General features: G+C 65.6%; 13 protein-coding genes. 6 read left to right on the plus strand and 7 right to left on the minus strand.

All coding sequences use genetic code 11. The features are described 5' to 3' along the window. Window positions 1–43 precede the first annotated feature (43 nt). From pomA to rarD, 4 genes are read left to right on the plus strand one after another with little or no spacing between them, the layout of a single operon-like run. Complete coding sequence (gene pomA, locus L1F06_RS06545; protein ID WP_003241728.1) at window positions 44–811, plus strand: flagellar motor protein PomA; 768 nt, start codon at window positions 44–46, stop codon at window positions 809–811. A gap of 9 nt (window positions 812–820) precedes the next feature. Beyond that, window positions 821–1711, plus strand: coding sequence for a flagellar motor protein MotB (locus L1F06_RS06550; protein WP_129483503.1), 891 nt, complete (start codon window positions 821–823; stop codon window positions 1709–1711). 60 nt (window positions 1712–1771) lie between these two features. Continuing rightward, the gene (locus tag L1F06_RS06555) at window positions 1772–2644 is read left to right on the plus strand and encodes a carboxylate/amino acid/amine transporter (RefSeq protein WP_012017918.1); all 873 of its coding nucleotides are present in this window, start codon (window positions 1772–1774) and stop codon (window positions 2642–2644) included. Next, entirely contained in the window at window positions 2644–3537 is an 894-nt protein-coding gene (gene rarD, locus L1F06_RS06560) for an EamA family transporter RarD (RefSeq protein ID WP_096827126.1), read from the plus strand. Before L1F06_RS06555 ends, rarD begins: the two co-directional genes overlap by 1 nt. On the opposite strand, the gene L1F06_RS06565 is transcribed toward rarD, so the two are convergent. The 3 genes from L1F06_RS06565 to L1F06_RS06575 form a co-directional block, all read right to left on the minus strand. Further along, window positions 3538–4116, minus strand: coding sequence for a dihydrofolate reductase family protein (locus tag L1F06_RS06565; protein WP_003241735.1), 579 nt, complete (start codon window positions 4114–4116; stop codon window positions 3538–3540). A gap of 94 nt (window positions 4117–4210) precedes the next feature. Then, window positions 4211–4618, minus strand: coding sequence for an anti-virulence regulator CigR family protein (locus tag L1F06_RS06570; RefSeq protein WP_129483504.1), 408 nt, complete (start codon window positions 4616–4618; stop codon window positions 4211–4213). Window positions 4619–4674: 56 nt separating this feature from the next. Next, complete coding sequence (locus L1F06_RS06575) at window positions 4675–5976, minus strand: mechanosensitive ion channel family protein (protein ID WP_129483505.1); 1302 nt, start codon at window positions 5974–5976, stop codon at window positions 4675–4677. A gap of 162 nt (window positions 5977–6138) precedes the next feature. On the opposite strand from L1F06_RS06575, the gene L1F06_RS06580 reads away from it, so the two are divergent. Further along, entirely contained in the window at window positions 6139–7464 is a 1326-nt protein-coding gene (locus tag L1F06_RS06580) for a DEAD/DEAH box helicase (protein WP_003241740.1), read from the plus strand. Window positions 7465–7617: 153 nt separating this feature from the next. Here L1F06_RS06580 and L1F06_RS06585 read toward each other — a convergent pair whose 3' ends face one another. Further along, the gene (locus tag L1F06_RS06585; RefSeq protein ID WP_129483506.1) at window positions 7618–9453 is read right to left on the minus strand and encodes an ABC transporter ATP-binding protein; all 1836 of its coding nucleotides are present in this window, start codon (window positions 9451–9453) and stop codon (window positions 7618–7620) included. A 43-nt stretch (window positions 9454–9496) separates the two neighbouring features. After that, entirely contained in the window at window positions 9497–10561 is a 1065-nt protein-coding gene (locus L1F06_RS06590) for a metal-dependent hydrolase (RefSeq protein ID WP_003241744.1), read from the minus strand. A 128-nt stretch (window positions 10562–10689) separates the two neighbouring features. Here L1F06_RS06590 and arfB point away from each other — a divergent pair, with 128 nt between their 5' ends. Then, a complete protein-coding gene (gene arfB, locus L1F06_RS06595; RefSeq protein ID WP_129483507.1) occupies window positions 10690–11103 on the plus strand; it encodes an alternative ribosome rescue aminoacyl-tRNA hydrolase ArfB in 414 nt (137 codons plus the stop codon). Between the two features lie 91 nt (window positions 11104–11194). Here arfB and L1F06_RS06600 read toward each other — a convergent pair whose 3' ends face one another. Both L1F06_RS06600 and gap read right to left on the minus strand, forming a co-directional pair. Beyond that, complete coding sequence (locus tag L1F06_RS06600; RefSeq protein ID WP_129483508.1) at window positions 11195–11659, minus strand: methylglyoxal synthase; 465 nt, start codon at window positions 11657–11659, stop codon at window positions 11195–11197. Window positions 11660–11673: 14 nt separating this feature from the next. Further along, window positions 11674–12675, minus strand: coding sequence for a type I glyceraldehyde-3-phosphate dehydrogenase (gap, locus tag L1F06_RS06605; protein WP_096827114.1), 1002 nt, complete (start codon window positions 12673–12675; stop codon window positions 11674–11676). Window positions 12676–12753: the final 78 nt, after the last annotated feature.

The following is a 12753-nucleotide window of genomic DNA, read 5'->3' on the forward strand; positions in this document are numbered from 1 at the left end:
GACCGTTGCTGCGGTCGTGCTGCGCAAGGCTGGGGGAAAAACGGTGGATCTGGCGACGCTGATCGGTCTGGTGGGTGCTTTGGTGGTGATCGGCGCGGCGATTATTCTCGGAGCATCCAGCGAGGTGTTCTTCAACGTGCCGTCGCTGCTTATCGTGGTGGTCGGCAGCCTGTTCGTGGTGCTGGTGAAATTCAGCTTCGGGCAGTTTCTCGGCGCCTTCAAGGTGGTGGCCAGGGCCTTTCGTTTCCGTTTGCCGTCAGTGGAAAGCTGCATTGGCGAGATGGTCGAGATCGCCCAGGTGGCGCGCAAGGAGGGCGTGCTGGCGCTGGAGGGGCGCGATTTCAGCTCGCCCTTCCTGTCGGCTGGCGTACAGCTGATGATCGACGGCCAGGGGCAGGACACCATTCGCGCCTTTCTGGAAAAGGAGCGGGTGCTGACCCTCGAGCGCAATCGCGAGGGGGCCAAGGTGTTTTCCGCCATGGGCGACGTCGGCCCGGCGATGGGCATGATCGGTACCCTGGTGGGCCTGGTGCAGATGCTGTCGAACATGGAAGACCCCAAATCCATCGGCCCGGCCATGGCCGTGGCGCTCCTGACCACCCTCTACGGCGCCATGATGGCGACCATGATCTGCCTGCCGCTGGCCGACAAGCTGAGCCTGCGCAGCAGCGAGGAGGCGCGCATGCAGGCGTTGTGGATAGATGCCCTGTTGGCCATCCAGGACGGCGTCAACCCGCGCATCATCGAGCAGATGCTCAAGAGCTACCTGCCGCCTTCGAAGCGCGAACTGCAGGCCGATAAATCGGGGTAGGAGAGAGCCATGGAGTTGCCTGAAGAGGAAGCCAGGGCGATGCCCGCCTGGGTCATGACCTTCGCCGACCTGATGTCGCTGCTGATGTGCTTCTTCGTCCTGCTGCTGTCGTTTTCCGAGATCGATGCGCAGCGTTTCAAGCAGATTGCCGGCGAGCTGGCCAAGGCCTTCGGCGTGCAGCGCGAGGTGCCGGCGTTGGAAGTGCCGCTGGGTACCAGCCCGGTATTCGACAAGTTCTCCCCCGGCAAGCCGGAGCCCACCGAGGTGCAGGAGATTCGTCAGCAGACCACCACCCAGGACCCGCAGCTCGACACCCTGCGCGGCGATGCCGAGGCCGAGCTGCTGGCGCGTGCCGAGGCCCAGGTCGACCAGCAGGTGCGCGAAAGCGTCGCCGCCCTGCAGCAATTGCTGCAGAGCGAATTGAGCGAGGGGCGTCTGCAACTGCTCGAGGAGCGGCGGCGGATCATCCTGCGGGTCGAGGAGCGCGGCTCCTTCGCCTCCGGTTCGGCCGAGCTGACGCCGGCATTTGAGGACATGCTGCTGGGCATGAGCGAGCTGCTGGTGGAGATACCCGGTACCCTGACCGTCGAGGGACACACCGACGATGTGCCGATCAGCACCGCGCGCTTTCGCTCCAACTGGGACCTGTCCGCCGCACGCGCTTCGGCGGTGGCCAACGCGCTGCTGCTCAATCCCGCGCTCGAGCCGCAGCGGCTGGAGGTCAAGGGCTTCGCCGATACCCGGCCGCGGGTGGCCAACGATTCGGCGCAGCAGCGCGCCCTGAACCGACGCGTGGAGATCATCATCGACCAGAGCGCCAGTGATGAGGATCAGGCCGAGCAATTGCGCAGCCTGATGGGCGATCAGTTGCGACACGAGGTTGAGACGCAGCGACACTGATATGGCCGTTGCCGCCTGGCTGGGCTATGGTGCCGGCCCGCGTTCGACCCGGAGTACCCGATGCGTTATCTGCTGATCGTCACCCTGCTGTGGGCCTTTTCCTTCAGCCTGATCGGCGAGTACCTGGCCGGCAGGGTGGACAGCTACTTCGCGGTGCTGACGCGCATCGTCATCGCCGGCCTGCTGTTCGTGCCGCTGACCCGTTGGCGTGGTCACGCGCCGGCCTTCGTGCGCGGCATGCTGGTCATCGGCGCCTTGCAGTTCGGCATCACCTACGTCTGCCTGTACCTGAGCTTCTCGGTGCTGAGCGTGCCGGAGGTATTGCTGTTCACCATCCTCACGCCGTTGCACGTGACCCTGATCGAGGATGCGCTGAACCGCCGTTTCAACCCCTGGGCGCTGGTGGCGGCCGCGGTGGCGGTGCTGGGGGCCGGAATCATTCGCTACGACGGCATCAGCAGCGGCTTTCTGCTCGGCTTCCTGTTGCTGCAGGTGGCCAACTTCACCTTCGCTGCCGGTCAGGTGCTGTACAAGCACCTGTTGCTGCGGCATCCCTCGGACGAGCCGCAGTATCGACGCTTCGGCTTCTTCTATCTCGGCGCGCTGCTGGTGGCGCTGCCTGCCTTCCTGCTACTGGGCAATGCCGAGCGCCTGCCGGTCACCCCGCTGCAGTGGGGTGTGCTCGGCTGGCTGGGCGTGGTGGCGTCCGGCCTGGGGCTGTACTGGTGGAACAAGGGCGCCAGCCTGGTGGATGGCGGCACGCTGGCGGTGATGAACAATGCGCTGGTGCCGGCCGGTCTGCTGGTCAACCTGCTGTTGTGGAACCATGATGCCGACCTGCTGCGCCTGGCGCTGGGCGGCGCGGTGATCGCCGCGTCGTTGCCATTGCTGAAGCTTGGCCAGGCGCGTCGCGTGCGCGGCGAGGTGTTCTGATGCTGTTGTCGGGCAGAGGGGTGGCGCTTTCGGTCGGCGCCTCGGTGCTGTTCGCGCTGTTACCGGGTTACGTGCAGCTGCTGGCCCCGCTGGACGGCATTCAGATCTTCGCCCAGCGCGTGCTCTGGTCGATCCCCCTGGTGCTGTTGCTGGTGTTGCTGACCCGACAGGGCGCGCTGCTGCGTGAGACCTTCGCCCGTTTGCGCCGCGAGCCGCTGCTGGTGGCGGCCTGGCCCGTGGCGGCCGTGCTGATCGGCGTGCAGTGGGGGCTGTTTCTCTGGGCGCCGCTGGCAGGGCGCATGCTGGAAGTGTCCATGGGCTACTTCCTGCTGCCCCTGGCCATGGTGCTGGCCGGCAGGCTGTTCTACAACGAACGCCTGCGCCCGCTGCAGCAGCTGGCGGTGGCTTGCGCCGTGGTCGGTGTGCTGCACGAGCTCTGGCGCACCCAGGCGTTTTCCTGGCTGACGCTGGTCACCGCGCTGGGCTATCCGCCGTATTTCATGTTGCGCCGCTGGATGCGCCTGGATGCCCTGTCCGGCTTCGTGCTGGAAATGCTCATGCTGGCGCCCCTGGCCATCTGGCTGATCCTCGCATACGGGCCGGCCGGCGCCTTCGAGGGCAGGACCGCGCTCTGGCTGCTGGTGCCCGGCATGGCGCTGATCGGCACCCTGGCGTTTGCCGCGATGATGGCCTCCAGCCGGCTGCTGCCAATGGGGCTGTTCGGCATCCTCAGCTATGTCGAGCCGGTGCTGCTGTTCGCCGTGGCCCTGCTGGTGCTGGGCGAGCGCTTCGATGCCGGGCAATGGCTGACTTACCTGCCGATCTGGCTGGCGGTGCTGCTGGTGGGCTGGGACAGTGCCCGGCTGCTGCGCAAGCAGCAGCTCGAGCGCTGATCAGGCGGCCGTGCTGCGCGGGGTGGGAATCTGGGTGAGCTGGCTGGCCTGTTTCTTCACCTGATAATGCAACTGCACCATGCCGCTGGTGAAGGGGCGCTGCTCGCTCAGCGTCAGGCTGCGCTCCATGCCGGTGGCCAGCAGGGGAATACCGGCACCGAGCAGATGCGGCACCAGATTGATCACCACCTCATCGATCAGCCCGGCGGTGTAGCAGCTGCCCGCCAGCAGGCTGCCGCCGACCAGCCAGATGCGCTGGAATCCGGCTTCTCTCAGTGCGCCAACGGCCTGCGCCGGGGTGCAATGGGTGAGCTGCACTTCATCGCCGGCGCGCGGCAGCTCCAGGCGGGTCAGTACCACGCAGGGCTTGCCGGGGTAGGGCCAGGGGCCGCCGCGTTTGAGCAGCGCTTCATAGGTGCCGCGGCCCATCAGCAGCGCGTCGATGCCCGCGTAGAAATACTGAAAGCTGTACTCCTCGTCCGGCTGACGCGGCGTATCGAACCAATCGAGGCGGCCGTCGGGGCGAGCGATGTAGCCATCGAGACTGGCTGTGACGTGATAGATCAGCGTGGGGGTCATGATGTCACCTCGGCAGGCCATCTGAGAATTGGAACGGTGCCGCAGGGACAAGTTCTGCGGGCGCCGTACCGTTTGTCGGCAGGCGCCCGCAGGCTCAGTCCAGCACGTTGCGCAGGATTTCGTAGACGATGCCGGTGGCGATGGCCACCAGCACCACGTCGCGGCCAATCTGTTTCCACTCGTAGCCCTCGTAGTAGGGCAGGCGTGCGCTCAGACGGCTGTCGAAATTCTTGGCGATGCCCGGTGGCAGTGGCTTGCCGCGGGCCAGGTTCTTGGCGATACCGGGCGGCAGGGAAGAGGTCGGGCCGATCAGTTGCCGGTTTTCGCCGAGGATGATGCGCACCCGGCCGACATCGACAGTGGGGCCGCGCAGATCGATCTGCACGCCGTCATGGCCGCCGCCCGGTTTGCCCTTGCCTGGCGGCGGGCTGGCCAGCAGTGGGGAGGCGGCCAGCAGCAGGCTGAGGCCGAGGCAAAGGGTGGTGCGGGATCGGGCTGGCATGGTCGGTACTCCTGCGATGGCGCCATGCTCATTGGAAACCCAACCGCCGTTCCGGTTCAATCCCGGGCCTGCTGCGCCGTTTGCGCTTGTGACGGAAGTCGCTGAACCAGAGCCTGCAGGCCCTGGCGCAGGTCGTTGCCGGCAGGCTGCTGATACAGCGCCAGGTCGAACTCCGGCAGCAGGGCCAGCAGGTAATCGAAGATATCGCTCTGGATGCGCTCGTACTCCAGCCAGTTGGTGGTGCCGGTGAAGCAGTAGATTTCCAGCGGGATACCTTCGGCTCCGGGTTGCAGCTGGCGCACCATGCAGGTCATGTCCTGGCGGATCTGCGGATGGTCCTTGAGGTACGCCTCGGCATAGGCGCGGAAGGTGCCGATGTTGGTCATGCGCCGGCGGTTGGCCGAGGGGCCGTTCTCGGCCTTGTGCTCGGCGTTCCACTGGCGCAGTTCGGCCTGCTTGCGCGCCAGGTAATCGGCGAGCAGGCGCACGTCGCTCAGGCGCTGCTCCTCGGCGTCATCGAGAAAGCGCACCAGGCCCGCGTCCAGATACAGGCTGCGCTTGATCCGTCGGCCACCGGCCTGGGTCATGCCGCGCCAGTTCTTGAACGACTCGGCCATCAGGCGCCAGGTGGGAATGGAGACGATGGTCTTGTCGAAGTTCTGCACCTTGACCGTGTGCAGGGTGATGTCCACCACATCGCCGTCGGCGCCGACCTGGGGCATCTCGATCCAGTCGCCGACGCGCAGGGAATCGTTGCTGGTCAGCTGCACGCCGGCGACGAACGACAGCAGGGTGTCCTTGTACACCAGCAGGATCACCGCCGACATCGCACCCAGGCCGGACAGCAGGAGCAAGGGCGAGCGGTCGATCAGGGTGGCGACGATGACGATGGCGGCGAACACGTACAGCAGCATCTTGGCCAGTTGCACGTAACCCTTGATCGAGCGGGTACGCGCATGCGGGGTGCCTGCATAGAGATCGAGCAGGGCGTTGAGCAGCGCATTGAGCGCCAGGGTCAGCGACAGCAGGGTGAAGGCCAGCGCCAGGTTGCGCAGGAAGTGCTCGGCCTGATCGTTCAGATCGGGTACCAGCACCAGGCCGAACTGCACCACCAGCGACGGCACCATCTGTGCCAGGCGATTGAACACCTTGTTGCGGCGCAGATGCTCGATCCAGAACAGGGCCGGCTGGCGTGCCAGCAGGCGGGTCGAATGGAGGATCAGAAAGCGCGCCAGGCGTCCGGCCACCAGCGCGCTCAGCAGCAGCACCAGGAGCCCTACCGCTGCGCTGAGCCAGGGATACTGCTCGAAACGGCTGAGCAGTTCCTGTGGTTGGCTGAGCAGTTCGTCCATGTCCATGGGGTGATTTACCTTTCGAAGCATCTGAAAGGGCCAATTAGACCATCCGCACGGCACCGCTTCGCAACCTCGAGACGCCTCCCACCGCAAAGAAGCTCGGCCCGGACGCCGGAAACCGTTAGGCTATGCACCGTTTTGTCGATCTTTCGAGGTAGTGCCCCCGTGTTTGCCCAATTCGCCCTGCATGAACGCCTGCTCAAGGCCGTGGCCGAGCTTAACTTCGTCGAGCCCACCCCGGTGCAGGCGGCAGCGATTCCTCCTGCGCTGGAGGGCAAGGACCTGCGGGTGATCGCCCAGACCGGCAGCGGCAAGACGGCGGCCTTCGTTCTGCCCATGCTCAACCGCCTGCTCGGTGACGGCAACTCGCAGCAGCGTGTGAGCATTCGCGCGCTGATCCTGCTGCCGACCCGCGAGTTGGCCCAGCAGACGCTGAAGGAAGTCGAGCGCTTCGCCCAGTTCACCTTCCTCAAGGCCGGCCTGGTGACCGGTGGCGAGGACTTCAAGGTGCAAGCCGCGATGATGCGCAAGATCGACATCCTGATCGGCACGCCGGGGCGTCTGATCGAGCATGCCAATGCCGGCAACCTGCCGCTGGGCGATGTCGAGGTGCTGGTGTTCGACGAGGCCGACCGCATGCTCGACATGGGTTTCGCCGAGGACGCCCAGCGCCTGGCCGAAGCCTGCGGCCCGCATCAGACCCTGCTGTTCTCCGCCACCACCGGCGGCAATGGCCTGCGCGAGATGGTCGCCAAGGTGCTCAAGGAGCCGCAGCACCTGATGCTCAACAGCGTCAGCCAGCTCAACGAGGGCACCCGTCAGCAGATCATCACCGCCGACCACAACCATCACAAGGAACAACTGGTCGACTGGCTGCTGGCCAACGAGACCTATGACAAGGCCATCGTCTTCACCAACACCCGGGTGCAGGCCGACCGTCTCTACGGCAAGCTGGTGGCGGCCGGGGTCAAGGCCTTCGTGCTGCACGGCGAGAAGGACCAGAAAGACCGCAAACTGGCCATCGAGCGCCTGCGCCAGGGCGCGGTCAAGGTGCTGGTGGCCACCGACGTGGCGGCGCGCGGACTGGATGTCGACGGCCTGGATCTGGTGATCAACTTCGACATGCCGCGTTCGGGCGACGAGTACGTGCACCGCATCGGTCGCACCGGCCGCGCCGGTGGCGAAGGTCTGGCCATCTCGCTGATCTGTCACACCGACTGGAACCTGATGTCGAGCATCGAGCGCTACCTCAAGCAGCGTTTCGAGCGCCGTACCATCAAGGAGCTCAAGGGCAGCTACCAGGGGCCGAAGAACCTCAAGGCTTCGGGCAAGGCCGCTGGCAGCAAGAAGAAAAAGACCGACAAGAAGGACCCGAAGAAGGCCGCTGCGCCCAAGCGCAAGACCGGACCGCGCCCGGCCGGCAAGCCGTCGGCACTGGTCAGCGAGGACGGCAGCGCGCCGCTCAAGCGCAAGAAGCCGGCAGCGGAGTGATGTTCGGCTGACCAATGCTGTAGCCCGGAACCGTAGGGTGCGCCGTGCGCACCAGACCCCTTGGCCGCTTCCGGTACTCGGATTACGCCTGCGGCTAATCCGGGGCTACGGCTGATCTTCTCGGTGCGCACGGCGCACCCTATTGCGTGGGTTTCATTCCACCCCGACGAAACCGCCGGTCTGGTGCTGCCATAGGCGCGCATACAGACCGCCGCGTTCGACCAGTTCGGCGTGGCTGCCGGTCTCGACGATGCGCCCCTGATCGATCACCACCAGCCGATCCATGCGTGCGATGGTGGACAGGCGGTGGGCGATGGCGATCACCGTCTTGCCCTCCATCAGGCTGTCCAGGCTTTCCTGGATGGCCGCCTCGACTTCCGAATCCAGCGCCGAGGTGGCTTCGTCCAGCACCAGGATCGGCGCGTCCTTGAGCAGCACGCGGGCGATGGCGATGCGCTGACGCTGACCGCCGGACAGCTTGACCCCACGCTCGCCGACCTGGGCATCCATGCCGCGACCACCCTGGCTGTCGTCCAGGGTCGGGATGAAGTTGTCGGCACGGGCCTTGCGCACGGCCTCCCAGAGCTGCTCCTCGCTGGCGTCCGGCTTGCCGTAGCGCAGGTTGTCACGGATCGAGCGGTGCAGCAGCGAGGTGTCCTGGGTCACCATGCCGATATTGGCGCGCAGGCTTTCCTGGGTCACCTCGGCGATGTCCTGACCGTCGATCAGGATGCGCCCGCTCTCCAGGTCGTACAGACGCAGCAGCAGATTGACCAGGGTCGACTTGCCGGCGCCGGAGGGACCGACCAGGCCGATCTTCTCGCCGGGGCGAATGTCCAGGCTGAGGCCGGCGATCACGCCGCCGCGCTTGCCGTAGTGGAAGTGGATGTCCTCGAAACGCACGCCGCCCTCGCGCACCTGGATTGGCCGGGCATCGGCGCGGTCGAGCACCTGGCGCGGCTGGACGATGGTCTGCATGCCGTCCTGCACGGTGCCGACGTTCTCGAAGATGCCGTTGACCACCCACATGATCCACTCGGCCATGTTGTTGATGCGGATCACCAGCCCCAGGGACAGGGCGATGGCGCCCGTGGTGATCAGCGACTGGCTCCACAGCCACATCGCCAGGGCGCCGGTGCCGACGATCAGCACGCCGTTCAGGCAGGTGATGAGAAAGTCCAGGGCGGTGATGGTGCGCGACTGCAGGCGGAACTTGTCGAGCAGCTCCTGCATGGCTTCGCGGGCGTAGCCCTCTTCTTCCTGGGAGTGGGCGAACAGCTTGAGCGTGGCGATGTTGCTGTAGCCGTCCACCACCCGGCCCATGACCTTGGAGCGCGCCGAGGAGGCGGCTGCCGAGCGCGCCTTGATGCGCGGCACGAAGTGCCAGAGAGCGGCGCTGTAGCCGACGATCCACAGGGCCAGCGGTATCACCAGGCGCAGATCGGCGGCCGCGAACAGGTACAGCGCGCTGCCGGCGTAGACCACCACGTGCCACAGCGCGTCGATCACCTGCATGGCCGAGTCGCGCAGCGACGGGCCGGTCTGCATCACGCGCTGGGCGACGCGACCGGCGAAGTCGTTCTGGAAGAAGCTCAGGCTCTGCTTGAGCACGTAGCGGTGGTTCTGCCAGCGGATCAGGTTGGTCAGGCCAGGGTTGACCGCCTGATGGGTGAGCAGGTTGTGCAGGCCGAACACCAGGGGGCGGATGACCAGCGCCACCAACACCATCCACAGCAACTCGCTCTGGTGCTCGGCGAAAAAGCTGCCGGCATCCGTACTGGCCTGGGCCATGTCGATCAACTGCCCGAGGAAGCTGAACAGCGCCACTTCGATCACCGCGGCGACGAAGCCGACGATCAGCACGGCGAGCATCAGCGGCCAGACCTGTCTCAGGTAATGACCGTAGAAGCGCAGCATGCCCTCGGGTGGCGCGACATCCGGGCTGGGTTTGAAAACGTCGATCAACGACTCGAAACGGCGAAACAGCATTGCAGGCGTCCTGCCTCGGTGAGTGGACGCCGATAGTAACCTCTCAGTGCGAGCGAGTCTCAGTCAGTAGCGGTTTTTCCAGCTCTGCGGCCCAGGCCAGCAGGGGAATATCCAGGTCCGGTTGCCAGATGCGCTTGAGCAGCAGGGCCAGGTGAGCCGGCTCGCCGCGCTCGAAGGGCAGGCGATCGACATGCTCGTGTACCTGCCACTGGCCATCCTGCAGACGGGCGAAGTCGAAGCGGAACGGGTGGAAGCCGGTCATGCCCAGGCGCAGGTCGGTGACGATCAGGCGGTCGCCTATCTGGTCGTAGCGCAACACGCCGTTGCTGAACCAGGCCAGGCGCTGGTGCTTGGGCGAGTCGAGCAACTGTTCGCGCAACTCGATCCCGCGCGGCAGGCGCTGCAGCTGCGGCGGCGCGGCATCCAGCCAGCCGACCAGGGCTTCGTGGTAGTGCTCGCCGTCCAGCACGATGACGCGCCACAACAGGGTATTGAGCGGCGTCGGGGTCACGAACAGCTGCTCGGCCTGGATGCCCTGACGCGCCAGTTCGGCTTCCACGCGTTGCTCGGCCATGAACTTGCCGGCCATGCTGAAGCCGATGTAGAGCGTCGACACCGCCAGGGCAACGCTGGGGATGCGCCAGCTGTTCTCGCGCAGCCCGGTGAACAGGCTGATCACCACGGCGGCAATCAGCGGCAGGGTGTACAGCGGGTCGATGATGAACAGGCTGGACCAGGCCGTGGGTGTCGGCATCAGCGGCCAGAACAGCTGGGTGCCGTAACTGGTGAAGGCATCCAGCAGCGGGTGGGTGATCAGCACCAGCCAGAGCGTCAGGAGCAGGCGTCGGTCCGAATAGCCGGGGTGAGGGCGGTAACGCCTGATCAGCCAGGTCAGCAGCAGCGCCAGGCCGCTGAGCACGAACAGCGAGTGGCTGAAGCCGCGGTGATAGGTCATGTTGCCCACGGCATCGCCGTAATCGATGACCACGTCCAGATCGGGCAGGGTGGCGAGGGCGGCACCGTACAGCAATGCCTTGCGCCCCTGCCAGCGACCGAGCAGGGCGCCCTGGATGCTGGCGCCGAGCACGGCCTGGGTTATCGAATCCATCGGTTGCTCTCGCGTGAATGCAGGCCGCTACGTTAGCCGAGCCTGCGCAGCGGCGCTGCGGGGAAATTTCAAGCAAAGATTACAGCGCCAGCGGTTATCCTGCCCGTTCGACAACGCGGACCTGAACCATGCTGATCATCTCCAATGCCGTGCATCTGCCGCTCGAGGAAATCGAGCTGAGCGCCATTCGCGCCCAGGGCGCCGGCGGGCAGAACGTCAACAAGGTGTGCAGCGCCGTGCACCTGCGCTTCGACAGCCAGGCCTCTTCGCTGCCGCCGTTCTACAAGGAGCGCCTGCTGGCGCTACGCGACAGTCGCATCACCGCGGATGGCGTGGTGATCATCAAGGCGCAGCAGTATCGCACCCAGGAACAGAATCGCGCGGACGCCCTCGAGCGTTTGGCCGAGCTGATCCGCAGTGCCGGCAAGGTGGAAAAGAAACGCCGCCCGACCAAGCCGACCCTGGGCTCGAAGAAGCGCCGCCTGGACGGCAAGAGCAAGCGCGGGGCGATCAAGGCGGGGCGGGGCAAGGTGGATTTCTAGCGGCCCCCCAGCCGTCAGATGCTTCACGTAGGGTGCGCCGTGCGCACCTGCATCTCGCGGGGGCGCACAGCCTAGGCGGCCCCGCGACACCCTACCCGCGGGCCGCCAGATAGGCCTGGTAGTCCGGAATGCGATACTCGTGCTGCTGCTCCAGCAGGCTGCTGCTAAGCAGGTAGTCGGCGCTGCTTTCGTTGCACGCCACCGGGATGTTCCACACCGCGGCGACCCGCAGCAGCGCCTTGATGTCCGGGTCGTGCGGCTGCGGTTCGAAGGGGTCCCAGAAGAACACCAGGATGTCCACGCGGCGTTCGGCGATGCGTGCGCCGAGCTGCTGGTCGCCGCCCAGCGGGCCGCTGATCATGCTTTCCACCGGCAGCTGCAGGCGTCTGCTCAGTAGCAGGCCGGTGGTGCCGGTGGCCAGCAGCTCGTGACGCGCCAGCTTGTCGCGCTGGCGCTCGCACCAGTCGAGCAGAAAACCCTTGCAGTGGTCGTGGGCCACCAGGGCGATGCGCTTGCGCGCCGGCAGGCTGGCGCTGGTGAAGGCGATACGGCTCATCAAGGCTCCTCGTTTCAGCCCAGGCGGGCCAGGGTCAGGCAGTTGTCCAGCATGCGGTTGGAGAAGCCCCATTCATTGTCGTACCAGGCCATCACCTTGAGCAGCTTGCCGCTCACCTTGGTGTGGTTGGCATCGAAGATCGACGACAGCGGGTTGTGGTTGAAGTCGCAGGACACCAGCGGCAGCGCGTTGTAACCGAGCACCGGCGACTTCTCGCTGGCGGCCTTGAGCAGGGCGTTGACCTCTTCGGCGCTGGTCTCGTGCTTGAGCTGCAGGGTCAGGTCGACCAGCGACACGTTGATCACCGGCACCCTCACCGCCATGCCGGTGAGCTTGCCGGCCAGTTCCGGCAGCACCAGGCCGACCGCTTCGGCGGCGCCGGTTTTGGTCGGGATCATCGACTGGGTGGCCGAGCGCGCGCGGTAGGGGTCGCTGTGGTAGACGTCGGAGAGGTTCTGGTCGTTGGTGTAGGCGTGGATGGTGGTCATCAGGCCCTGTTCGATGCCCAGCTCGCGGTGCAGCACCTGGGCCACCGGAGCCAGGCAGTTGGTGGTGCAGGAGGCGTTGGAGACGATCTGCATGGCCGGCGTCAGCACCGCTTCGTTGACCCCATAAACCACGGTTGCGTCGGCACCTTTGGCCGGCGCCGAGATCAACACCTTACGGGCACCGGCAGCGAGGTGGGCTGCGGCCTTGTCGCGGTCGGTGAACAGCCCGGTGCATTCGAACACCACATCGACCTGATGCGCTCTCCAGGGCAGCTCGGCGGGGTTGCGAATGGCGCTGACGGCGATGTGATCGCCGTTGACCCACAGGCTCTCGCCATCGGCCACCACCTCGCCGGGAAAGGCGCCGTGTACGCTGTCATGACGCAGCAGGTGGGCATTCATGGCGCTGTCGCCCAGGTCGTTGATCGCCACCACCTGCAGATGCTGGCGATAATCCTGGGTGTAGAGTGCACGCAGCACGTTGCGGCCGATACGGCCGAAACCATTGATGGCGATTCGCAAAGTCATGGTGAGCTTCTCGTAATTTGTTGTTGGAATTACAAGATTATGCTCATGATGCTAGAAATCAAGCCTTTTTGATGGCAG

Origin of the sequence: Pseudomonas hydrolytica, from assembly GCF_021495345.1 — a bacterium.
GTDB classification, from domain to species: domain Bacteria; phylum Pseudomonadota; class Gammaproteobacteria; order Pseudomonadales; family Pseudomonadaceae; genus Aquipseudomonas; species Aquipseudomonas hydrolytica.

Excerpts from the sequence above, each read along its gene's own strand:
- L1F06_RS06550 (WP_129483503.1), top strand. The coding sequence starts at position 821 with ATGGAGTTGCCTGAAGAGGAAGCCAGGGCGATGCCCGCCTGGGTCATG.
- L1F06_RS06555 (WP_012017918.1), top strand. The coding sequence starts at position 1,772 with ATGCGTTATCTGCTGATCGTCACCCTGCTGTGGGCCTTTTCCTTCAGC.
- rarD (WP_096827126.1), top strand. The coding sequence starts at position 2,644 with ATGCTGTTGTCGGGCAGAGGGGTGGCGCTTTCGGTCGGCGCCTCGGTG.
- L1F06_RS06565 (WP_003241735.1), bottom strand. The coding sequence starts at position 4,116 with ATGACCCCCACGCTGATCTATCACGTCACAGCCAGTCTCGATGGCTAC.
- L1F06_RS06570 (WP_129483504.1), bottom strand. The coding sequence starts at position 4,618 with ATGCCAGCCCGATCCCGCACCACCCTTTGCCTCGGCCTCAGCCTGCTG.
- L1F06_RS06575 (WP_129483505.1), bottom strand. The coding sequence starts at position 5,976 with ATGGACATGGACGAACTGCTCAGCCAACCACAGGAACTGCTCAGCCGT.
- L1F06_RS06585 (WP_129483506.1), bottom strand. The coding sequence starts at position 9,453 with ATGCTGTTTCGCCGTTTCGAGTCGTTGATCGACGTTTTCAAACCCAGC.
- L1F06_RS06590 (WP_003241744.1), bottom strand. The coding sequence starts at position 10,561 with ATGGATTCGATAACCCAGGCCGTGCTCGGCGCCAGCATCCAGGGCGCC.
- arfB (WP_129483507.1), top strand. The coding sequence starts at position 10,690 with ATGCTGATCATCTCCAATGCCGTGCATCTGCCGCTCGAGGAAATCGAG.
- L1F06_RS06600 (WP_129483508.1), bottom strand. The coding sequence starts at position 11,659 with ATGAGCCGTATCGCCTTCACCAGCGCCAGCCTGCCGGCGCGCAAGCGC.
- gap (WP_096827114.1), bottom strand. The coding sequence starts at position 12,675 with ATGACTTTGCGAATCGCCATCAATGGTTTCGGCCGTATCGGCCGCAAC.